Raw genomic sequence first — 21,418 nt, 5'->3', positions numbered from 1 at the left:
TCGGGCGAGACGGTCTTCACCACCCGGAATTTCTCGGAGAAAGGTATCCCGGCCATCACCCTCTCGGACGGCCCCAACGGGGTGCGCAAGCAGGCAGGCGCGGCGGACCATCTGGGCCTGAACCCCAGTGTCCCGGCCACCTGTTTCCCCACCAGCGCCACGGTGGCCAACAGCTGGGACCCCGCCCTGGGCGAGGCCATCGGTGAGGCTCTGGGGGAAGAGGCCGCCGCGCAGGAGGTGGCTGTGCTGCTGGGCCCGGGCCTGAACATCAAGCGCAGCCCCCTCTGCGGCCGCAACTTTGAGTATTTTTCGGAGGATCCTTTCCTCTCTGGAAAAATGGCGGCAGGCTATGTACGGGGCATCCAGAAAAACGGCATTGCCGCCTGCCCCAAGCATTTTGCGGTCAACAGCCAGGAGCTGCGCCGGATGGCCAGCGACTCGATCCTGGACGAGCGCACCCTGCGGGAGTTGTATCTTACCGGCTTTGAGATCGTGGTCAAAGAGGCAAAGCCCAGGACCATCATGTCCTCCTACAACCTCATCAACGGTACCTACGCCAACGAGAACGAGCACCTGCTCAAGGACATCCTCCGCAGGGACTGGGGCTTTGACGGGGCCGTCGTCACCGACTGGGGCGGCTCCAACGACCATGCTCTGGGCGTGAAGAACGGCTCCACGCTGGAAATGCCGTTCCCCGGTGGGGACGCCATCCGGGAGCTGAAAGCGGCCGTGGGACACGGCAAAATTTCGGAAGCGGATGTGGACGCCCGGCTGGACGAGCTGCTGGAGCTGGTGCTGACCACCCATGCGGCTGTCGAAAAGGCGCCCAGGACCTTTGACGCCGAGGCGCATCACGCGCTGGCCCGCCGCGCGGCAGCGGAGAGCGTGGTCCTGCTCCAAAACGAGGGCGGTCTGCTTCCTCTGAAAGCGGGCGAGCGGGTGGCTGTCGTGGGGGATTTCGCCCAGACGCCCCGGTATCAGGCGCGGGCTCCAGCGCCGTCAACTCCATCAAGGTGGATTCCGTGCTGGAGCAGCTGGCCGAGAGCGGCCTGCAGAGCGTGGGCTTTGCCCCCGGCTTTGACCGTCAGGGTCGCCTGGACGACGCCCGCAAGGCCGAGGCCGTGGCGCTGGCCCGGAAAGCCGATACCGTGCTGCTCTTCCTGGGTCTGGACGAGATCAAGGAGAGCGAGGGCATCGACCGCTCGGACATGAAACTGGCCGTCAACCAGCTGGACCTGCTGGAAGCCATCGGCCAGGTCAACCCCAATGTGGTGGTGGTGCTCAGTGCGGGTGCCTCGCTGGAAACACCCTGGCTCAAGAACTGCCGGGCGCTGGTCTACGGGGCCCTGGGCGGGCAGGCCGGTGCCGGTGCCATGCTGGATGTCCTGACGGGCAAAGTCTGCCCCAGCGGCAAGCTGGCCGAGACCTGGGCCAACGCCTACCACGAGACCCCCGCCCGGGCGCACTTTGGCGGCGAGGGCCGCACCGTGGAATACCGCGAGAGCCTCTATGTGGGCTACCGCTACCACCAGACCGCGGGCATCCCGGCGGCATTCCCGTTTGGCTATGGCCTGAGCTATACCAGCTTTGAATACAGCGATCTCAAGGCCGGCCCGGCGGGCGTCACCCTCACGGTGACCAACACGGGCAGCGTGGCAGGCGCGGAGATCGTGCAGCTCTATGTGGCAAAGCCGGACGCGAAAATTTTCCGCCCGGCGCAGGAGCTGAAAGGCTTTGCAAGAGTCTTTCTGAACCCCGGTGAGAGCCGGGAAGTGACCATTCCGCTGGACGACAAGGCGTTCCGTTACTGGAACGTTTTGACCAACCACTGGGAAGTGGAGGGCGGCTGCTACGAGCTGCGGGTGGGTGCCTCCTGCGAGGACATCCGTCTGCAGGCTGAGGTCACAGTGGAGGGCACTGCTGCGCCGGACCCTTATGCAGGCAAAGAGATGCTCCACTATAAGACCGCCGAGGTGCGCAAGATCACCGATGCCGAGTTTGAGGCTTTGCTGGGCCGCCCCATCCCGGAGAGCAAAACCAAAATTGACCGCAATATGACCCTGGGCGAGCTGAGCCATGGCCGCAGTCCGCTGGGCTGGGCGGCCAGCGCCGTGCTGGGCCACCTGCTCCGCAAGAGCATGGAAAACGGCAAGCCGGACCTGAACATCCTATTCCAGTATAATATGCCGCTGCGTGCTCTGGCCAAGATGACCAACGGTGCGGTGAGCATGGGTATGGTGGATGGCATCGTGATGGAAGCACAGGGATTCTGGATCATCGGCCTGCTGCGGGTGGCCTATGAGGCGATCAAGAACGTCATCCTCAACGCACAGCTGGAAAAGCGGCTGCATCAGGGCTGAACGGACCAAGGAGGAATCCTGCATGAATTTCTGGAACAACTTTGCGGCCCGGCACCCGGCCGCTGCGAAATGGGTGCGGGAGGGTGGACTCTTTGTGATCGTGTCCAACCTCATCACGGTCTTCAAGTATCTGCTGCTGCAGTTCCTGCCCAAAGCGTTCAGCAGCCTGCCCGTGGTGGATTTCGGCTGGCCGGGCATGGATGTTACCCTTTTCGGGGAGACATTCAAGTGGAATATCCTCGGATACGACGCGGCTCACGGCGGTCTGCCCTACTTCTGCGCCTACATGGTGGCCATGATCATTGGCGAGTGCATCAATTTCCCCATCCAGCGCAACCTCGTGTTCCGCAGCAAGGGCAACCTCGCCAAGCAGATCGGCTGGTACATCCTCGCGTTCTGCGTTATCACCTGCATCGTCAATTCCATCAACTGCGTGTGGGTGGCCGTGGCAGGCCTGCTGGTGCCGGATTTCATCTACAACATCGGCACCACCATCCTCAACGGCGGCATTTCCATGGTGATCTTCTTCTTCGTCAACAAGGTCATCTTCCCGGAGGGCGAGGCCAAACAGGTGTGACGCCTGTATTTTACGACATTCTCACGTTTCCTATCATTTTTCTTCATCACAGTTCTCCATCTGCAAGCAAACCGCCCGGGACAGGCTCTGTTTCGGGCGGTTTGTCGTCGTTTTGGGGGATTTTCCGCGTGGGGAGAACAGTTTTTTGGAAAATGAGAAGAAGTTGCTCCCAAACCCTTGCACTTTTATGCTTTACCGTGGTAAAATCTAGACAGTCTTCTTTTGGGAAAGAGAAGTCAAAGGGGGAAAGTATCTATGACGAACGTTTGCATTGTGGCTACCATCGTCGTGTACCTGGCGGCGATGCTGGCCGTTGGCTTTGCCTACAGCAAATCCAATGAAGACAGTACCGATTTCTACCTCGGCGGCCGCAAGATGGGCCCGCTGGTCACTGCCATGAGCGCGGAGGCCAGCGATATGTCCAGCTGGCTGCTGATGGGAATGCCGGGTCTGGCCTACCTGACGGGCATTGCCTCGCCGGGCTGGACGGCCATCGGCCTGGCCGTGGGCACCTGGCTCAACTGGCTCATCGTGGCCCGGCGGCTCCGCCGCTACTCGGCCAACCTCGACGCCATCACGGTGCCGCAGTTTTTGTCCCTGCGCTTCCACGACCAGCGCAACCTGCTCAACGCACTGGGCGCGGTCATCATCATCGTGTTTTTCGTGCCCTACACGGCCTCGGGCTTTGCGGCCTGCGGCAAGCTGTTCCACAGCCTGTTTGGGGTGGATTACATGGCGGCCATGCTGGTGTCGGCCCTCATCATCGTGGGCTACACCATCCTGGGCGGTTTCCGTGCCGTGACCACCACCGACCTCATCCAGTCCATCGTCATGTCGCTGGCATTGGTGGCCGTGCTGGTGTATGGCATCAGCGTGGCAGGCGGCTGGGGGGCTGTGGTGGAGAACGCCCAGGGCATCTCCGGCTACCTGACCATGATGGCCAGCCACGATGCCGCCACGGGCGGTTCCACCAGCTACAGCCTGCTGGACATCGTATCCACCATGGCGTGGGGCCTCGGTTACTTTGGAATGCCCCACATCCTGCTCCGCTTTATGGCCATTGAGGACGAGAAGAAGCTGGTGCTCAGCCGCCGCATTGCCACCGTCTGGGTGGTCATCGCCATGACGGCTTCCATCATCATCGGCATGGTGGGCCTTGGCATGACCAAGGCAGGCGCTCTGGAGTTTCTGAGCGGTTCTTCCAGCGAGACCATCATCGTCCGCATTGCCAGCCTCATCAGCGCCCATGGCATACTGGCAGCCGTTCTGGCGGGCCTCATTCTGGCAGGCATCCTGGCCGCTACCATGTCCACGGCGGACAGCCAGATGCTGGCAGCCGCCTCCAGCGTCTCTCAGAACATTTTGCAGGAGTTTGCGCACCTCAAGCTGACCGAGAAGCAGAGCCTGTTTGCGGCCCGCCTGACCATCGTCTGCGTCAGCGTGGTGGGCGTGGTGCTGGCCCGTGACCCCAACTCCAGCGTGTTCGGCATCGTCAGCTTTGCATGGGCCGGTTTCGGCGGCTCCTACGGCGCCGTGGTACTCTGCGCGCTGTTCTGGAAGCGCTGCAACTGGCAGGGCGCTCTGGCCGGAATGCTCTCCGGCGGCCTGATGGTCTTCGTCTGGAAGTACCTCATCAGCCCGCTGGGCGGCGTGTTCGGCATCTATGAGCTGCTGCCCGCATTCCTCACCTCCCTGGCCGTCTGCGTGGTGGTCAGCCTCGTGACGCCCGCCCCCACGGCCGATATCGTGGCTGAGTTCGACGCGGCAAAATAAAGAGCAGAAAAAGCAGAACGCCTGCCGGAAGCTTCCGACAGGCGTTCTTTTGTATCGTCACGCCACCCGCACCACACCGTGTTCCACGCGGTAAACTTTATCGAACTGGTGCATGAACGAACCGGCCACATCATGGGTGATGGCTACCACCATGCAGGGCATGGCGATGAGGTTTTCCATCACCTGCTGGCTGGTGTCAGGGTCCAGGCTGGCAGTGATCTCGTCCGCAATGATGAGGTCATAGCTGCGCAGGGCCAGCCGGGCGATGCCGATGCGCTGGCGCTGGCCGCCGGAGAGATTCTTGCCGTTTTCGCTGATGACGGTATCCAGCCCGTCGGGCAGGGAAGCCACCCAGTCCGTAAGGCCTGCCGCTGCAATGGCGTGGGCCAGCTGTTCGTCTGGGAAATCTTCGTGCAGGCAGATGTTGTTCCGGATGGTATCGTGGAAGAGATACGCCGTCTGGGCGATGTAGCCCACCCGGCGGTAGAGGGCGGTGCGGTCCAGTGTACGCACCTGTCGGCCGTTGAAGAGGATGTCGCCGGAGTAATCCGGGTAATACTGGAACAAGAGCTTGGCCAGCGTGGATTTGCCGCAGCCGCTCTCGCCCACAAGGGCCACTTTCTGCGCGGCGTCCACGGTCAGGGAGGCATCTTTCAGCACGGGCTCCGCAGTGTTGGGGTAAGCAAAGCGGACGGTTTCGCACTGGATGGAATCAATGTGGCCGATGGGCTCCCCCTGCTCGGCCACCTGCGGCTCCGCCATGGCGGCTTCCAGCCGCTGGCGGATGCCCTGAGAGGACTTGACCTTGGCCCAGCACTGGGCGATCTGGTGGCAGGGGGTGATGACGAAGTTTGCCATGCTGGCGGCAGTGGAAACGGTGCCCATGGTCAGCCGCCCGTCAAAAGCGAGGAAAAGGCCCACCAGCATCACGACGGGGAAGATGAGATTGCTGATGAGGGAGGTGTTGGTCACCATGGCGTTCAGGCTCTGCTGATAGTCCAGCTCACTCTCCCGGGCCTTGCGGGCGGCTTTCTGGTGGAGAGCGGCATAGGCGTCCTCCCGCAAAAAGCTGCGGATGATCTCAAACCCGCCCAGAAGCTCTTTGAGCTGCTGGGTGTAACCGGCCATCTGGAGGGAAAACGCGTTCCGGGTGGCCTTGAGCCGCTCGTTCATCCGGCGGGGAAGCACCAGCGGCGGGATGGTCACCAATAAAATCGCCAGAAGCATCACCGGGCTGATGTAGAGGTACATGGCCAGCGCGCAGAGCATGATGCCGCCCCAGAACACGATGCTGAACAGGGACATATAGTAATCGTCGTAGAGGGTGCGCAGGTCGGTAGTCAGGAGGGAGAGGTAAGCCGCGTCGCCCTCGGCGTTGTACTGGGCCACGGTGCGGTACAGCACCTGCTCCAGAATGCGCTGGCGCACCTGTTCCACGGCCCCGCAGGCGATCCTGGTAAAGGAGCGGCGGCTCAGCCGCTCAAAGAACCAGCTGCTGAACGTAATGGCAAACACCAGCCCCATGTAGCCCAGGGCCTCCTGTTTTGATTTGGAGTCAATGAGCCATTTGAGCTGGAAATTTTTCAGCGGGGCAAAGAATGAGACGCCCAGCGTGAATGCCGCAAACAAGCTGAGCCGGGGCCACTGCTGCTTGAAATAATCGTTGACAGTCCGGTGTTTCATTTCCACATCCTCCTCTGGAAAAACGCGCGTAAAAAGCTGGTTTCAGTATAGCATACCCCCCACAGGATACAAGAAAATCGAGAAAAATACAACAAAAGCGGGGCCGTCACCCACCGGTGACAGCCCCGCTATTCATGCTATTCTGAACAATGGAGAGGAAAGGGGTTGCTTACAACTGAGGGCCAGCGGAGACCAGAGCCTTGCCGTGCTCGTTGCCCTCATACTTTGCGAAGTTCTTGACGAAGCGGCCAGCCAGGTCCTTTGCCTTCTCTTCCCACTGAGAAGCGTCTGCGTAAGTATCGCGCGGGTCGAGGATGGCGGGATCAACGCCGGGCAGAGCGGTGGGAACCTCAAAGTCGAAGTAGGGGATCTTCTTGGTGGGAGCCTCGTTGATGGCACCGCTCAGGATGGCGTCGATGATGCCGCGGGTATCCTTGATGGAGATGCGTTTGCCGGTGCCGTTCCAGCCGGTGTTGACCAGGTAAGCCTTGGCGCCGCTCTTCTGCATCTTCTTGACCAGCTCCTCAGCATACTTGGTGGGGTGCAGCTCCAGGAAAGCCTGGCCGAAGCAGGCGGAGAAAGTGGGGGTGGGCTCGGTGATGCCGCGCTCGGTGCCGGCCAGCTTTGCAGTAAAGCCGGACAGGAAGTAGTACTGGGTCTGCTCCGGGGTCAGGATGGAGACCGGGGGCAGGACGCCGAATGCGTCAGCAGACAGGAAGATGACGTTCTTGGCAGCGGGTGCAGAGGAGATGGGACGGACGATGTTCTGGATGTGGTTGATGGGGTAGGACACACGGGTGTTCTCGGTGACGCTCTTGTCAGCGAAATCAATGTGGCCCTCGGCATCCAGGCTAACGTTCTCCAGCAGAGCGTTGCGCTTGATGGCGTTGTAGATATCGGGCTCGGAGTCCTTGTCCAGGTTGATGACCTTTGCGTAGCAGCCGCCCTCAAAGTTGAAGACGCCGTTGTCATCCCAGCCGTGCTCGTCGTCGCCGATCAGCAGGCGCTTGGGGTCGGTGGACAGGGTGGTCTTGCCGGTGCCGGACAGGCCGAAGAAGATGGCAGTGTTCTTGCCCTCCATATCGGTGTTGGCGGAGCAGTGCATGGAAGCCATACCCTTCAGCGGCAGGAAGTAGTTCATCATGGAGAACATGCCCTTCTTCATCTCGCCACCGTACCAGGTGTTGACGATGACCTGCTCCTTGCTGGTGATGTTGAACATGACAGCAGTCTCAGAGTTCAGGCCCAGCTCCTTGTAGTTCTCGACCTTTGCCTTGGAAGCGTTGTAGACCACGAAATCGGGCTCGAAGTTCTCCAGCTCCTCAGCAGTGGGCTTGATGAACATGTTGGTGACGAAGTGTGCCTGCCAGGCCACTTCCATGATGAAACGGACGGCCATGCGGGTGTCCTTGTTGGCACCGCAGAAAGCATCCACCACATACAGGCGCTTGTTGGAGAGCTCTTTCTTGGCGATCTCTTTCACAGCAGCCCATGCTTCCTGAGAAGCGGGGTGGTTATCGTTCTTATACTCGTCGCTGGTCCACCACACGGTGTTCTTGGAGTTCTCGTCCATGACGATGAACTTATCCTTGGGAGAACGGCCGGTGTAGATGCCGGTCATGACGTTGACGGCACCCAGCTCGCTGACCTGGCCCTTTTCGTAGCCTTCCAGGCCGGGCTTGGTCTCTTCCTCGAACAGCTGCTCGTAGGAGGGGTTGTACACGACGTCCGTCGTGCCGGTAATACCATACTTGCTCAGATCCAACTTTGCCATGATACTGATACCTCTTCTTTCGTTTCAAATCATCGAACCTCTAAACGCGCTGGCCGCCCCTCAGCCAAAAGGGGGGCCGCGCAGCCGATGAAGAAATACGGATGCGTATTCTCCTGTCTATCATTATACATGAATCGCCCCCAAAATCAACCAGTACAGGGCAGGCTTTTCTGTGAAAATAACAAATTTCATTAAGAATCTTAGGGGATTGCGGTGAATTTGGAAAAAACAAAGCCCCTTTGACAAACGAAAAATAAGGATAACCCTTAAAAATCACAACTTTGATAAAATTTTGGCAAGCTGGGACACATGAACCGGGCAAACCAGACCATAAAAAGGAAAGATGAACCGAGGTGGAAAAGATTTCACCGCATTTTCGATATTTTTCTCTGGTAAAATTCCTTTGCTTATGGTATACTGTACAGACCACAGGGCAGTGTCTGCTGCCCGCGGACGATGAAAAGACGCACGCACGCGTGTCACGATATGGAGAACATACCTCATATGAAAACCCTTTACCTCTTCCTCACCCGCTCGGGCACGCTGCTGTCCAATCTGGTGTATCACCTCACCGGGGCACAGTATACCCATGTTTCCCTTGCGTTTGACGAGGACCTGAGCACCCTATACAGTTCCACCCGCAAAAACGGCTATACCATGTTTCCGGCAGGCCCCAGCAGGGAGTACCTCAACCGGGGCTTGTTTTTGCAGCGGGAGAATATCCCCTGCGCGCTCTATGCGCTGGAAGTCTCGGAGGAAGCCTATGCCCGGGCCAGACGCCGCGCGGAGCATATGATGAACCACGGCCACCTCTACCGGTTCAACTCGCTGGGACTGCTGCTCTGCTGGCTGCACATCCGGTGGCAGCGCCGGCGGCACTATTTCTGCTCCCAGTTCGTCAGCGAGGTGCTGGAAAAGAGCGGTGCGGTGGACCTGCCCAAGGACAGCACCCTGATGCACCCCAGCGATTACACCACCCTGCCCGGGCTGGAGTGCCTGTATACCGGCCCGCTGCGGGAGCTGCCCCAGCGCCAGCAGATGGAGCTGGGCGAGGCGGAGAGCGTGGTGGGCGTGTACATCGGGCTGGCCCTCGGCATGGCAAAAAGCCAGGTGCGCCGGGTGCGGCGCTGGCTCTGAGACTGGATTTTTTCTGGTGTTTTTGGCCGCTCCTGCGCGGAAAACAGGCGCGTCCAAAAACAATTTTGAAAAATTTGAAATTTCTTGTTGACAAAGTCGGACTCCTATGCTAAAATAATCGAGTCGGGAGCGAAACCCCCGATGCAAAATGGACGTATGGCCCGTTGGTCAAGCGGTTAAGACAGAGGCCTCTCACGCCTTTAACATCGGTTCGATTCCGGTACGGGTCACCATTTTATAGTAGTAAAACGCTGTACGCCGTTTTATATAGATGCCTCTTTAGCTCAGTCGGTTAGAGCACCTGACTGTTAATCAGGGTGTCGCCTGTTCGAGTCAGGCAAGAGGCGCCAGCAAAGCGATGGAAATTTTTCCATCGCTTTTTCTTTTGTTTGGCCTCAGTTTGGTTGACAGCGAAATGGACAGGGGATATACTTATATCAAAAGATCTCTTGTTAAGGAGAATATGGAGAATACTATGAAACAGATCATTTTGACGGGCGACCGCCCGACCGGCCGCCTGCATGTGGGCCACTATGTCGGCTCCCTGAAAGAGCGTGTCCGTCTGCAAAATTCCGGCAAGTTCGACGAGATCTATATTATGATCGCGGACGCACAGGCCCTGACCGATAACGCCGATAACCCGGAGAAAGTGCGCCAGAACATCCTGCAGGTGGCGCTGGACTACCTGGCGGTGGGCATCGACCCTGCCAAGGCGCACATCTTTATCCAGTCCATGGTGCCGGAACTCACCGAGCTGAGCTTCTACTACATGAACCTGGTCACGGTGTCCCGCCTGCAGCGCAACCCCACCGTCAAGGCGGAGATCCAGCAGAAGAATTTTGAGACCAGCATCCCCGTTGGTTTCTTTACCTATCCCATCAGCCAGGCCGCTGATATCACAGCGTTCCGCGCCACCACTGTCCCGGCGGGCGAAGACCAGATGCCCATGCTGGAGCAGTGCCGCGAGATCGTGCACAAGTTCAACACCGTCTACGGCGAGACCCTGACCATGCCGGAGATCCTGCTGCCCCAGAACGCTGCCTGCCTCCGCCTGCCCGGCATTGACGGCAAGGCCAAGATGAGCAAGAGCCTGGGCAACTGCATCTACCTCTCCGATGAGCCCGAGGACATCAAGAAGAAGATCATGTCCATGTACACCGACCCCGGCCACCTGCGGGTGCAGGACCCCGGCAAGGTGGAGGGCAACCCGGTCTTTACCTATCTGGATGCATTCAGCCGCCCGGAGCACTTTGCAGAGTTCCTTCCGGAGTACCAGAACCTGGACGAGCTCAAGGCCCACTACCAGCGCGGCGGCCTGGGCGATGTCAAGATCAAGAAATTCCTCAACAGTGTCATGCAGGCTGAGCTGGAGCCTATCCGCAACCGCCGCAAAGAGTGGGAGCAGCGCCTGCCCGAGGTGGTCGAGATCCTGAAAGCCGGCAGCGCCGTGGCCGAAAAGACCGCCGCCGCCACCCTTGCCGATGTGCGCAAATCCATGAAGATCGATTACTTCGAGGATGATAACCTGCTGAAGTAACGAATTGTAAACATAATGCCTCTGCTGAAAGCTCAAAAATGACTTTAGCAGGGGCATTTTTCGTACGATTGGAAATTGGAGGTGAGAGAATGTCGGAATATAAAAAATATTTTGAAGCGTATTGCAGAGAGCACGACTTGGAGTTACGGTTATCTTTTGAGATGCCTATTGGATACGAAACCGCAAACGGAACATTTGATGTTTCAAGCAGAACTGTTTTTATAAATGCGGAGAAGCTGAATAAAGAGCCTGAATACAGCAAGCTGTTTTACCTTTTTCATGAACTGCGTCATGCGTCCCAATATCTTGAGCGAGAACGATTTAATGAAACAATAAAACGAAGTATTCAGTACATTATGATGTTCGACGGGACGTGTTACAAGTTGGCAGGAAATCGCTATTTGAAGTGCAGATTAAAAGGAGACGAAGAATATTTCAACAATTTGTATCTTGGCCAGCCGCATGAGGTCGATGCAAATAGATTCGCCTATGAACAGGCCCGGAAAATCTGCGGGGATTCGGTAGGACTAAAAAAACTGGTTGATTTCTGGATGCCGCGTCAGATGATTTCAAACGATGTATATGATAAGGTTTTCGCGCTGATCGACGAGAAAACTAAAATGATGGCCTGATTCCGAAGTACAACAGCGCCGCTCTCCCGATCATGGGAAAGCGGCGCTGTTTGTTTCGCATTATTTGCTGAATAAATCGCTGTGGCTGCCGGTGCGGGCCAAAGTCAAAACGAGCACATTGTCTTCGATGCGGTAGATGAGCAACCAGTCTGGCTGGATGTGGCATTCGCGATGGCCGATCCAATCGCCGGTCAAAGCGTGGTCTCTGTTTTTCTCTGGGAGCGGTTCCCCACGTGATAAGGTGCGGATGATATTATCCAGAAGATCAATGTCGAGATGCCGTTTTTGAGCAAGTTTGTAGTCCTTCTTGAATTGGTTCGTCCAGACGATATCGCGGTTCATCGCTTCAACTCTCGAAGAGCCTCTTCTACATCAGAATAGTGCTTTACATTCGGGTCCTTTGCGATCCTTTCTGCCTCCAGCATAGCGGCCATGGTCTCCTTGTTGGGTTGATCCATTTTGATTTCAAAGGGGATGCCGCCATCCCGCAGGGACTGCCGGACGAAGATATTGAACGCCGTCGAAAGGTTCATGCCGAGTTCCGAAAACAAGGCGTCAGCCTGAGATTTCAAGTCGGAGTCCATCCGAATGCTGATATTGGTCGTTGCCATACAAATCATCTCCTTTACTATTATTATAGCGCTTTGCACGAAAAACGCAATACAGTGCACGAAAAATTAACAGATACAAAACAAAAAGAGACCGCCTCCGACTGGAAGCGGTCTCCCGTTATAGGTTTTGTTCAGAACTTATGCATTGTAGCTGCGGTTCTTGATCTCAGCGGTGACTTTCGCGATGAACTCGTCGACGCCCATCGTGGTGGTCTCACCCTTGCGGTCACGGACGGAGAGGTTGCCGGCCTCGGCTTCCTTGGCGCCCAGAACCAGCATATAGGGCACGCGGTCCACCTGCTGGGCAGCGCGGATCTTGTAGCCGATCTTCTGGTTGTCGTCGTCCAGAGCCACACGGATACCGGCCTCCACCAGCTTCTCGGTGATGGCCTCGGAGTACTCCAGGGTCTTCTCGGAAACAGGCAGGACCTTGACCTGCACGGGTGCCAGCCAGGTGGGGAACTTGCCCTTGGTCTCCTCGATCAGGTAAGCCATAAAGCGGTCCAGAGAGCCCAGGATGGCGCGGTGCAGCACCACGGGGGTCTTCTCGGTGCCGTCCTTGTCCACATAGGTCAGGTGGAACTTTGCAGGCAGGCAGAAGTCCAGCTGGCAGGTGGACAGGGTGTACTCAGCACCCACGGCGGGCTTGACGTTGACGTCCAGCTTCGGGCCATAGAAAGCAGCCTCGCCGATCTCCTCGGTGAACTGGATGCCCAGCTCGGTCAGAACTTCGCGCAGCGCGCTCTCGGCATGGTTCCACATGGCGTCGTCGTCATGGTACTTCTTCTTGTCGGCAGGGTCACGCAGGCTCAGCACACAGCGGTAATCGGTGATGTTGAAGTCCTTGTAGACCTCGAAGATCAGGTTGCAGACATCAGCCACCTCGCTCTTGATCTGCTCCGGGGTGCAGAACAGGTGAGCGTCGTTCTGGCAGAAGTGACGGCCGCGCTCGATGCCTTTCAGGGTGCCGGAGGACTCATAGCGGAAATCGTGTGCGATCTCACCGATCCGCATGGGCAGGTCACGGTAGGAGTGCGGGCGGTTTGCGTAGATCATCATGTGGTGGGGGCAGTTCATCGGGCGCAGAACATAGCTCTCACCCTCCATCTCCATGGCGGGGAACATGTTCTCACGGTAGTGGTCCCAGTGGCCGGAGGTCTTGTAGAGGTTCACGGTGCCGATGCAGGGGGTCATGACATGCAGGTAGCCGCGTGCACGCTCTTTCTCCTTGATATAGTTCTCCAGCTCCTGCCAGACGGTGTAGCCTGCGGGCAGGAACATGGGCAGGCCGCGGCCCACCAGGTCGTCGGTCATGAACAGGCCCATCTCCTTGCCGATCTTGCGGTGATCGCGCTCACGGGCCTCCTGCTGCTCTTTCTCCCAGGCGTCCAGCTCTTCCTGGTTGTGGAATGCCACGCCGTTGATGCGGGTCAGCATCTTGTTCTCTTTGTCGTTCTTCCAGTACGCGCCGGACTGCTGGGTGATCTTAAAGGCTTTCAGGGCCTTGGTGTAGGTCAGGTGGGGTCCGATGCACATGTCAACGTATTCGCCCTGCTGGAAGAAGCTGAACTCGGTCTCATCGGCCAGGTCTGCCATGTGCTCGATCTTGTAGTGCTCCTGACGCTCCTCCATCAGCTTGACCGCCTCGGCGCGGGGCAGGATAAAGGGCTTGATGGGCAGGTTCTCTTTGGTGATCTTGTGCATCTCTTTCTCGATGCTGGCCAGATCCTCATCGGTGAGCTTGGTGTCGCCCAGATCCACGTCGTAGTAGAAGCCGTTTTCGGTGGCGGGGCCAAAGGCGAAATCAGCCTCCGGGTACAGGCGCTTGATGGCCTGCGCCATCACATGAGCAGCGGTATGGCGGATGACATGCAGCTCCTGGTCCTGCGGGCACTCGTCCACATGGCCGTCCTTATAAATGATCTTCATGATAATACTCCTTTTTCAACCTGAAACTTGAAAAGTGTGGAAAACAAAAAGCGCTTCACCCCGTCTGTCATTACGGGATGAAGCGCCTGAACATACAAATTCAGCAGCGTTCCACGGTTCCACCCGAATTGTGCGGCCTTAAAAAGCCGCGCCACTCGCTATGCTGTAACGGGCATACCCGGCAGAGGTTCGCCTCTGCACTCTGCGGTGGTAGGGTCTCCAGGCACGGTAAGCCGCTTGCAGCACCCGGGGCTCCGGGGCGGCTCTCTCTGCATCGTGTGGGGGAAGATCCGGTTTGTCCGCATCGACGATTTGCACAGGATGAAACTATTGTGATTGTAGCACGCCCGGTGGGAAAAATCAAGGGCAAAACGATGGAAAAATCAATGGTGCAGCCTTGCTTCCCACCTGGCCGTGTACTCCGAGTGGAATTTATCGCTGAGGAATGTCTGGCTGCTGTACAGGCCATGATAGCCCGAGAGCATATAACTCAGCCCGCAGCCCAGCGCGATCAGCTCCAGCCCGGCCCCGCCAAACAGCTCATAGGCCAGCAGCAGGGAGGGGACGAGGGTGTTGGTGGCACCGCAGAAGACAGCCACCATGGCCACGGCAGCCGCAAACCCGGCGGGCAGGCCCAGCAGAGGGCCGAACACGCAGCCAAAGGTGGCACCGATATAAAAGCTGGGGACGACTTCGCCGCCTTTAAAGCCGGAAGCCAGGGTGATCGCTGTGAGGAGGATTTTGCAGATAAAATCCCAGGGCAGGGCCTGGCCCTGCTCCACGGCGGCGGTGATGACCCCCATGCCCGCGCCGTTGTAGCGGCCCACCCCCATCAGGTAGGAGAGGGCGACCACCACCACGCCGCCAAGGACTACCCGAACCCAAGGGTTGGGCAGCCGCTTGGGAAGCTGGTGTTCTGCTACATGGAGCAGCAGACAGAACAGCCGGGTGACGGCCGCACAGGCCACGCCCAGCAGAGCGACCTGCAAAACGGGCAGGATGCCCAGCGCCGGGACGGCGGAAAGGGCAAAGCGGGTGGGGGCAATGCCGCAGGCCAGCGAGATGCCGTAGGCCAGCAGGGCCGCACAGAACCCGGGCACGAACGCCACCGAGAAGCTCAGGCCCACATCCTCCACCATCATGGCGAAGAGGGTAGCCGCCAGCGGGGTGCCGAACAGGGCGGAGAAGAACGCGGCCATGCCGCAGACCGTGGCCGTGCGGCGGTCATGGTCCGGGAAATGGAACAGCTTTGCAATGTTGTAGCCGATGCTGCCGCCCATCTGCAGGGCCGCGCCCTCCCGGCCGGCGGAGCCTCCGCACAGGTGGGTGAGCACCGTGCCAAAGAAGATGGCGGGCACCAGCAGCGGGCTGACGGCCTCGCCGCTCTGCACGGCCCGGATGACATTGTTGGTGCCAACGCCCTCGCACTTGGTTCCCTTATAAAGGGCTACGATGGCAAGGCCCGCCGCGGGCAGCAGCCAGAGCAGCCAGCCGTGGGCACCCCGCAGCTCGGTGACGGCCTCTACCGCCAGATGGAACGCGGTGCCGATGCCGCCGCACAGCAGGCCGATGGGCAGGGCCAGCACCAGCCAGCGCAGCAGCATCCGGGCCATCTCCCTGGCGGAGCGGGCAGCGCGGGAGAACGATTCGCTCATAAAATACACATCCTCACTGGTAAGATCTTTGCCGTTCCACTGTAGCATACCCCAAACCCGATGTCAAGAAACGACAAGGCCCCCGCTCCCTTTGTGCGGAAAGGAGCGGGGGCTGCCATTGTGGATTCAGAAAAAGGAGAAAAAAGGAGAACATTTATGTCACGCCCAAAGGGCGGGACAGCGGTTGAATGGGGCAGGGCGGTCATTCCACGTCCTGCAGGGCGGCAAAGTCCTCTTCGCCCGTGCGGATCTTCACGACCCGGGTCACGTTGTAGACAAAGATCTTGCCATCGCCAATGTGGCCGGTGTAAAGGGCTTTCTTGGCGGCCTCCACCACGGAGTCCACCGAGATCTTGGAGACGATGACTTCCACCTTGATCTTGGGCAGCAGGGTGCTGTCCACAGGCACGCCGCGGTATTTCTCGCTGGTGCCTTTCTGGATGCCGCAGCCCATTACCTGGGTCACGGTCATGCCGGTGACGCCCAGATCGTTCAGAGCGGTCTTGAGCTGATCGAACTTGCTCAGCTTGGCAATGATGGAGACTTTATGCATTCCGGTGTCATACACTCCATCATGGATGACGGGAGAGGGCTCCCGCACCACGGGGACGGCGGCGTCCACCATCCGGGCCGAAGCCTTGTTGACGTCGTCCTCACCCAGGTCGGTGTTCTCATTGGGAACCATGGCTGCCGCGTTGGCGTCGGAGATGGAGAAGCCAGCGTAAGCGGAAGCCAGGCCGTGCTCGTGGATGTCCAGGCCGTCGATCTCCACCTCTGCGGGGACGCGCAGGCCGATGGTCTTGTCGATGACCTTGAAGACGAGGAACATCACGATGAGGACGTAAACATCCACCGTGATGAGGCCCAGCAGCTGGATGCCCAGCTGGGAGAGACCGCCGCCGTAGAACAGGCCCTTGCCCACGCCGTCGCCGCCGTTGGAGAACAGGCCGACTGCAATGGTGCCCCAGACACCATTTACAAAGTGGACGGAGACAGCGCCAACGGGGTCATCGATCTTGGCGATGTTATCAAAGAACTCCACGCTCAGCACCACCAGGATACCGGCAACAAAGCCGATGATGAATGCGCCGAACGGAGAAACGGCATCGCAGCCTGCCGTGATGGCCACCAGGCCCGCCAGAGAACCGTTCAACGTCATGGAGACATCGGGCTTGCCGTACCGCTTCCAGGTAAAGATCATGGTCACGCAGGTGGCCACGGCAGCGGCCAGGTTGGTGTTGAAGCAGACAAGGCCCGTCAGGGTCATGGTCTCGTCGGTGGACAGGCTCAGGGAAGAGCCGCCGTTGAAACCGAACCAGCAGAACCAGAGGATGAACACGCCCAGGGCACCGGCCGTCAGGTTGTGGCCGGGGATGGCGTGAGGCTTGCCGTCTTTATCATACTTGCCAATACGGGGGCCAAGCAGGGCCGCGCCCAGCATGGCGATGATGCCGCCCACATTGTGGACGGCTGCCGAGCCTGCAAAATCATGGAAGCCCATGCTCTGCAGCCAGCCGCCGCCCCACATCCAATGGCCGCAGATGGGGTAGACCACCAGCGAGATCATAGCGGAGTAAACGCAGTAAGCTTTGAAGTTGGTGCGCTCGGCCATGGAGCCGGAGACGATGGTGGCGGCCGTTGCGCAGAAAACGGTCTGGAACACGATGTAGACCCACAGCGGGATATCGAGCCCCAGGTGCGAGTAATCTCCCTGAATGAACGGGTCGAACCCGCCGATCAGAGCGCCCGTGCCGCCGAACATGATGCCGAAGCCGATGAGCCAGTAGCACGGGGTGCCAATGCAGAAATCCATCATATTCTTCATCAGAATATTGCCGGTGTTCTTGGCACGGGTAAAGCCTGCTTCACACAGCGCGAAACCAGCCTGCATGAAGTAGACCAGGAACGCTGCAACCAGCGTCCAACAGGTGTTGACAGAGTTGAACATGATAGTACCCTCCCACAGTTTTCCCCGCCGGAGTGCCAGCCCCGGCGGAGGCGTACACTTGCGCCGCGCGTCCCTCTATCAAACGTGGCAGCGCGCAAAACACGGTTCTGAGGGCCCTCTATTTCCCCCAGAGCGCACGGGGCCCGTGGCCCCGCGAAACACAAAAGGCGCTTGTGGAATTTTGCTTCCACAAGCGCCTTTGCTTTCGATGGCACGAGTATAGAACGCCTTGGTCAAACTGTCAATACCCGGAGTTTGATTTTGTCATTTTTCACAACACATCCGAAAGATGGAATGAAAAAGTTTGGCACGGTTGTTTTGGAAATTACAGCAGGGTCTTGACGTATGCAGCCAGCTCCGCGTCCTTGCAGGAGGCAAAGAACAGCTCGCTGAACTTCTCGCCGGCCACAGCGCCCTTGAGCAGGTCCGGATCGATGCTCTTCAGGCAATCGATGAGGGGTTTGAAGGTGGCAGCGCGGACGCCGTCCAGGATCTTCTTGTTCCGCTGCTCGGGCTCCACGCGCTCCTTGGGGTAGCCCTGGCCGTGGCCGAAGCCGAACAGCTTCTCAAAGCAGTACTCCAGGTTGAGCTCGCCGCCCCAGCCAAAGCCCTTGGCAAACGGCATGGCCACGGCGTTGCCGTCGTTAACATGGGCAAAAGTGTAGGCGTCCACGGGGTCTTCCACATGGCCGCAGATGACACCGGGGAAGCTGTTCAAAGCCAGCATGGCACCCTCGCCGGTGCCGCAGCCGGTGATGACGTAATCGGCCGCGCCGCTGTTGAGCAGGATGGCGGCCAGAATGCCGCACTGGACATAGGTCAGCTGGGCCTTGTCATCGGCTGCGTACATGCCGTAGTTGACTACCTCGTGGCCCATGGGCTCCACCACTTTTTTCAGGGCGGCTTCAATGATGCCGTTCTTGGCAGCCTGGCTGTTCTCGTTGATGAGTGCGATCTTCATTCCAATATACCTCCGTCTGGTCTGTTTGCGCAATCAAATGCGGTTCTTCTGTGCTCTAGGGTAACATGGTTTCCCGGCGGTGTCAATGTTCCTGTGTGGGGGTGCTGCCGCCCAGTTTCTTTTTCTGCTGTCGGGCCATAATGGGCATGAGCAGCGGCGTGGGCACAAAGTGCTGGGCGGTGGTGGCAGCCCGCATCAGGGCCGAGGGCACGATGATGGTCTTGCCCCGCAGCATCCCGCGCATGGCTTCCTCCACACAGAGGGCGGGGGAAATGCCCTTGAGGGCGAACACCACACCCGCCCGGTCATTGAACTCGGTGTCCACCGGGCCGGGGCAGAGGGCGCAGACGTAGACAGGGCTGTGCTGCTCCCGGAGCTCTTCGGCAATGCCCCGGGTCAGGCTGACCACATAGGCCTTGGTGGCGTAGTAGCCCGCCATATAGGGACCACCCGGCAGCAGGCCTGCTGAGGAGGCCACGTTCAGCACCGTGCCAAAGCCCTGGGCCTGCATTTTCTGCACCGCGAACTTGCACAGCTGGTGCATGGCCAGCACGTTGACTTTGGCCATGGAGAGCTCGGCCTCGGTGCTGGTCTCCAGAAAACTGCCGCAGACGCCAAAGCCCGCGTTGTTGATAAAAATGTCGATCCGCTCCTCGGCCAGCTCCTCACACAGGCGAGTACACTCGCTCTCCCGGGCAAGGTCGGCGGGGAGGACGCGGCAGAACGTGTTGTACTTTGCCAGCAGCTCGGCGGCCAGCTGATCCAGCCGCTCCCGGCGGCGGGCGGTGAGGATGAGGCGGAAGCCGAGCTTGGCATACCGGCAGGCAAACTCCCGGCCGATGCCGGAAGAGGCTCCGGTGATCCAGACGGTCTTGTGAGACATGGGGATACTCCCTTTCTGCGTTTTTTCTTATTGTACCACAGGGCCGGGCAAAACAAAAGCGATGCCGAGGCATCGCTTTTGCAGGGGGGTCATGCTTTTACGGTTTTGGCGGCCAAGGCTTTCGCAGGCTTCATCAGAAGGATGCAGACCCCGTTGAAGACGAGGGAGCCGACGATGTAGACGAAGAAGAACCGGGGCAGGTTGGCCGCAAAGGTCTCCGCGTCGATGCAGGCCACCGTGAGGTAGGCAAAGCCGACGTTGTTGAGCACCTTGGGGGCATAGGGGTGCAGGATGATGAGGATGAACAGCACCACCGCCAGCGGCACCAGCAGGCCCGGCAGGCCGCCCAGCACCGGGGTCAGGGCTGCAATGGCCAGCATGGCCAGCACGGTGAGCACCATGCCTGCAAGGCCGCCCAGCTCCACGGAAATGAAGCGGTCCTTGATGTCACCCTCCATGGTGAACAGCATGATGTTGCTCAAAAACACCAGCCAGCTGTAATCAAATTCAATGACGTGGAAGAACGCGTTGGCGATCAGGATCCACACCAGCATCATCAGGCGGAAATAGAGCAGAAAACGCTTGGTAACGGCTTCGTTCATAAAAGGGAACCTCCATTTTTGGTTTTGGAAAGGAAAAAGTGTGCGGCTCCAGTATACCGTGTTTTGCACGGATTGGCAAGCTTTGATTTACAAAATAAGCAATTAAATCTTGCTTTAAAGCCTGCCTTGTTGTCCAGGGGCTTTTCGAGTATAATGGAGCTATGAAAAATCAAGCTTTGGCACAAACAGGAGGTTTTTATTATGAATAAACCCGTTTTGGTGGTCATGGCGGCTGGCATGGGCAGCCGTTACGGCGGCATGAAGCAGATCGACCCGGTGGGCCGCAATGGGCAGGTCATTGTGGATTACTCTCTCTACGATGCCCGCCGCGCAGGCTTTGAGACGGTCATTTTTGTCATCAAGCACGAGATCGAGGATGCCTTTAAGGCGGCCATCGGCGACCGTGTCTCCAAGGTGATGGACGTGAAATACGCGTTCCAGCAGCTGGACGAGCTGCCGGAGGGCTTCTCCATCCCGGAGGGCCGTGTCAAGCCCTGGGGCACCTGCCACGCGGTTCTGGCCGCAAAGCCGTTCATCAACGGCCCCTTTGCCGTCATCAATGCGGACGATTACTACGGCCCGCAGGCATTCAAAGTGATGTACGATTACCTTTCCACCCACGAGGACGGCGAGGTGTACGATTACTGCATGGTGAGCTATCTGCTCAAGAACACCGTCTCGGAAAACGGCAAGGTCTCCCGCGGTGTCTGCCAGGCAAACCCGGACGGCACCCTCCACAGCGTCATCGAGCGCACCCGCATTGAGACCTACGAGGGCGGCATCCACTACACCGAGGATGAGGGCGCTACCTGGGTGGACCTGCCCGGCGAAACGCAGGTCAGCATGAACCTCTGGGGCTTCGGGAAGAGCTTTTTGGAAGAGGCGGACCGCCGCTTTGCGGGCTGGCTGACCGAGCATCTGGCCAAGGATCCGCTCAAGTGTGAGTATTTCCTGCCGCTGGTGGTCACCGAGCTGCTGGAGGAGGGCAAGGCCACGGTCAAGGTGCTGAACAGCACCGATCAGTGGTACGGTGTCACCTACCGGGAGGACAAACCCGTGGTGGTGGCCGGCATCGCTCAGAAGACCGCCGAGGGTCTCTACCCGGAAAACCTCTGGGGCGAACTCTAATTTATAGCAGTTTGCTTTTTTAATGCACAAGCAACATCCGCAAACTGCATATCGCAAATATGCCGTTTCGATAGGCACTATTTTTGAAAATTGCGATAAAAAATGGGCTGTCCCCGTAGTGAACTGCACCCCATTTGTTAGACAGTATGGTATACTGTTTAGGAAATGGGGTGTTTTTGTATGCCAAAGGGAATACCACAGAAAAAATATAGTGGGGAATTCAAAATA

General features: G+C 58.5%; 17 protein-coding genes, 2 tRNA genes and 1 pseudogene. 10 read left to right on the top strand and 10 right to left on the bottom strand.

What is annotated here, in order from left to right:
• Positions 1-81: 81 nt before the first annotated feature.
• The 4 genes and pseudogenes from DXA70_RS15565 to DXA70_RS11540 all read left to right on the top strand — a co-directional run.
• Positions 82-729, top strand: a pseudogene (locus DXA70_RS15565) (glycoside hydrolase family 3 N-terminal domain-containing protein); the annotation flags it as partial.
• Positions 730-1,022: 293 nt separating this feature from the next.
• Positions 1,023-2,360, top strand: coding sequence for a glycoside hydrolase family 3 C-terminal domain-containing protein (locus tag DXA70_RS15560; RefSeq protein ID WP_347553560.1), 1,338 nt, complete (start codon positions 1,023-1,025; stop codon positions 2,358-2,360).
• Between the two features lie 22 nt (positions 2,361-2,382).
• Complete coding sequence (locus DXA70_RS11545; RefSeq protein ID WP_128118555.1) at positions 2,383-2,937, top strand: GtrA family protein; 555 nt, start codon at positions 2,383-2,385, stop codon at positions 2,935-2,937.
• 255 nt (positions 2,938-3,192) lie between these two features.
• Entirely contained in the window at positions 3,193-4,710 is a 1,518-nt protein-coding gene (locus DXA70_RS11540) for a sodium/proline symporter (RefSeq protein WP_128118554.1), read from the top strand.
• 57 nt (positions 4,711-4,767) lie between these two features.
• Here the strand turns inward: DXA70_RS11540 and DXA70_RS11535 are convergent, their stop codons facing one another.
• Together DXA70_RS11535 and pckA are read right to left on the bottom strand one after the other, a co-directional pair.
• On the bottom strand, positions 4,768-6,393 hold the full coding sequence (locus DXA70_RS11535) for an ABC transporter ATP-binding protein (RefSeq protein ID WP_128118553.1): 1,626 nt from the start codon (positions 6,391-6,393) through the stop codon (positions 4,768-4,770).
• A 169-nt stretch (positions 6,394-6,562) separates the two neighbouring features.
• Complete coding sequence (gene pckA / locus DXA70_RS11530) at positions 6,563-8,167, bottom strand: phosphoenolpyruvate carboxykinase (ATP) (protein WP_128118552.1); 1,605 nt, start codon at positions 8,165-8,167, stop codon at positions 6,563-6,565.
• Positions 8,168-8,671: 504 nt separating this feature from the next.
• Here pckA and DXA70_RS11525 point away from each other — a divergent pair.
• The 5 genes from DXA70_RS11525 to DXA70_RS11505 all read left to right on the top strand — a co-directional run bounded on the left by DXA70_RS11525 (position 8,672) and on the right by DXA70_RS11505 (position 11,473).
• Positions 8,672-9,304: a hypothetical protein gene (locus DXA70_RS11525; RefSeq protein WP_128118551.1), complete on the top strand. Its 633-nt coding sequence runs from the start codon at positions 8,672-8,674 to the stop codon at positions 9,302-9,304.
• A 158-nt stretch (positions 9,305-9,462) separates the two neighbouring features.
• Positions 9,463-9,537 (top strand) — tRNA-Glu (locus DXA70_RS11520).
• 40 nt (positions 9,538-9,577) lie between these two features.
• Positions 9,578-9,654, top strand: a tRNA-Asn gene (locus DXA70_RS11515).
• 125 nt (positions 9,655-9,779) lie between these two features.
• The gene (gene trpS, locus DXA70_RS11510) at positions 9,780-10,841 is read left to right on the top strand and encodes a tryptophan--tRNA ligase (RefSeq protein WP_128118550.1); all 1,062 of its coding nucleotides are present in this window, start codon (positions 9,780-9,782) and stop codon (positions 10,839-10,841) included.
• Between the two features lie 89 nt (positions 10,842-10,930).
• Complete coding sequence (locus DXA70_RS11505) at positions 10,931-11,473, top strand: hypothetical protein (protein WP_128118549.1); 543 nt, start codon at positions 10,931-10,933, stop codon at positions 11,471-11,473.
• Between the two features lie 60 nt (positions 11,474-11,533).
• Here DXA70_RS11505 and DXA70_RS11500 read toward each other — a convergent pair whose 3' ends face one another.
• From DXA70_RS11500 to DXA70_RS11465, 8 genes are all read right to left on the bottom strand, one after another.
• Positions 11,534-11,815, bottom strand: coding sequence for a type II toxin-antitoxin system YafQ family toxin (locus tag DXA70_RS11500; protein ID WP_128118548.1), 282 nt, complete (start codon positions 11,813-11,815; stop codon positions 11,534-11,536).
• On the bottom strand, positions 11,812-12,084 hold the full coding sequence (locus tag DXA70_RS11495; protein WP_055191878.1) for a type II toxin-antitoxin system RelB/DinJ family antitoxin: 273 nt from the start codon (positions 12,082-12,084) through the stop codon (positions 11,812-11,814). The genes DXA70_RS11500 and DXA70_RS11495 overlap by 4 nt, the downstream gene beginning before the upstream one ends.
• 138 nt (positions 12,085-12,222) lie before the next feature.
• Positions 12,223-14,013: a threonine--tRNA ligase gene (thrS, locus tag DXA70_RS11490; protein WP_128118547.1), complete on the bottom strand. Its 1,791-nt coding sequence runs from the start codon at positions 14,011-14,013 to the stop codon at positions 12,223-12,225.
• Positions 14,014-14,396: 383 nt separating this feature from the next.
• The gene (locus DXA70_RS11485; protein WP_128118546.1) at positions 14,397-15,668 is read right to left on the bottom strand and encodes a chloride channel protein; all 1,272 of its coding nucleotides are present in this window, start codon (positions 15,666-15,668) and stop codon (positions 14,397-14,399) included.
• 202 nt (positions 15,669-15,870) lie between these two features.
• On the bottom strand, positions 15,871-17,616 hold the full coding sequence (locus tag DXA70_RS11480) for an ammonium transporter (RefSeq protein WP_128118545.1): 1,746 nt from the start codon (positions 17,614-17,616) through the stop codon (positions 15,871-15,873).
• A gap of 325 nt (positions 17,617-17,941) precedes the next feature.
• The gene (locus tag DXA70_RS11475) at positions 17,942-18,577 is read right to left on the bottom strand and encodes an RpiB/LacA/LacB family sugar-phosphate isomerase (protein ID WP_112115650.1); all 636 of its coding nucleotides are present in this window, start codon (positions 18,575-18,577) and stop codon (positions 17,942-17,944) included.
• A gap of 82 nt (positions 18,578-18,659) precedes the next feature.
• The gene (locus DXA70_RS11470; protein ID WP_022256881.1) at positions 18,660-19,460 is read right to left on the bottom strand and encodes an SDR family oxidoreductase; all 801 of its coding nucleotides are present in this window, start codon (positions 19,458-19,460) and stop codon (positions 18,660-18,662) included.
• Between the two features lie 89 nt (positions 19,461-19,549).
• The gene (locus DXA70_RS11465) at positions 19,550-20,062 is read right to left on the bottom strand and encodes a hypothetical protein (RefSeq protein WP_128118544.1); all 513 of its coding nucleotides are present in this window, start codon (positions 20,060-20,062) and stop codon (positions 19,550-19,552) included.
• A gap of 201 nt (positions 20,063-20,263) precedes the next feature.
• On the opposite strand from DXA70_RS11465, the gene DXA70_RS11460 reads away from it, so the two are divergent.
• Positions 20,264-21,190, top strand: coding sequence for a sugar phosphate nucleotidyltransferase (locus tag DXA70_RS11460; RefSeq protein ID WP_128118543.1), 927 nt, complete (start codon positions 20,264-20,266; stop codon positions 21,188-21,190).
• The last annotated feature ends 228 nt before the right edge of the window (positions 21,191-21,418 follow it).

The sequence above is a fragment of the Faecalibacterium sp. OF04-11AC genome, assembly GCF_003460645.1.
In the GTDB taxonomy this organism is placed as follows: Bacteria; Bacillota; Clostridia; order Oscillospirales; family Ruminococcaceae; genus Faecalibacterium; species Faecalibacterium prausnitzii_I.
The sequence above is the reverse complement of the archived record's forward strand: the minus strand, read 5'-3'. Positions and strand labels throughout refer to the sequence as shown.

Bases quoted from the DNA above. Each gene is read 5' to 3' on its own strand.
- DXA70_RS11540 (WP_128118554.1), top strand. From the start codon at position 3,193: ATGACGAACGTTTGCATTGTGGCTACCATCGTCGTGTACCTGGCGGCG.
- DXA70_RS11460 (WP_128118543.1), top strand. From the start codon at position 20,264: ATGAATAAACCCGTTTTGGTGGTCATGGCGGCTGGCATGGGCAGCCGT.
- DXA70_RS11535 (WP_128118553.1), bottom strand. From the start codon at position 6,393: ATGAAACACCGGACTGTCAACGATTATTTCAAGCAGCAGTGGCCCCGG.
- trpS (WP_128118550.1), top strand. From the start codon at position 9,780: ATGAAACAGATCATTTTGACGGGCGACCGCCCGACCGGCCGCCTGCAT.
- DXA70_RS11485 (WP_128118546.1), bottom strand. From the start codon at position 15,668: ATGAGCGAATCGTTCTCCCGCGCTGCCCGCTCCGCCAGGGAGATGGCC.
- DXA70_RS11475 (WP_112115650.1), bottom strand. From the start codon at position 18,577: ATGAAGATCGCACTCATCAACGAGAACAGCCAGGCTGCCAAGAACGGC.
- DXA70_RS11500 (WP_128118548.1), bottom strand. From the start codon at position 11,815: ATGAACCGCGATATCGTCTGGACGAACCAATTCAAGAAGGACTACAAA.
- DXA70_RS11465 (WP_128118544.1), bottom strand. From the start codon at position 20,062: ATGAACGAAGCCGTTACCAAGCGTTTTCTGCTCTATTTCCGCCTGATG.
- DXA70_RS11505 (WP_128118549.1), top strand. From the start codon at position 10,931: ATGTCGGAATATAAAAAATATTTTGAAGCGTATTGCAGAGAGCACGAC.
- DXA70_RS11480 (WP_128118545.1), bottom strand. From the start codon at position 17,616: ATGTTCAACTCTGTCAACACCTGTTGGACGCTGGTTGCAGCGTTCCTG.
- thrS (WP_128118547.1), bottom strand. From the start codon at position 14,013: ATGAAGATCATTTATAAGGACGGCCATGTGGACGAGTGCCCGCAGGAC.
- DXA70_RS11525 (WP_128118551.1), top strand. From the start codon at position 8,672: ATGAAAACCCTTTACCTCTTCCTCACCCGCTCGGGCACGCTGCTGTCC.
- pckA (WP_128118552.1), bottom strand. From the start codon at position 8,167: ATGGCAAAGTTGGATCTGAGCAAGTATGGTATTACCGGCACGACGGAC.
- DXA70_RS11545 (WP_128118555.1), top strand. From the start codon at position 2,383: ATGAATTTCTGGAACAACTTTGCGGCCCGGCACCCGGCCGCTGCGAAA.
- DXA70_RS11470 (WP_022256881.1), bottom strand. From the start codon at position 19,460: ATGTCTCACAAGACCGTCTGGATCACCGGAGCCTCTTCCGGCATCGGC.
- DXA70_RS11495 (WP_055191878.1), bottom strand. From the start codon at position 12,084: ATGGCAACGACCAATATCAGCATTCGGATGGACTCCGACTTGAAATCT.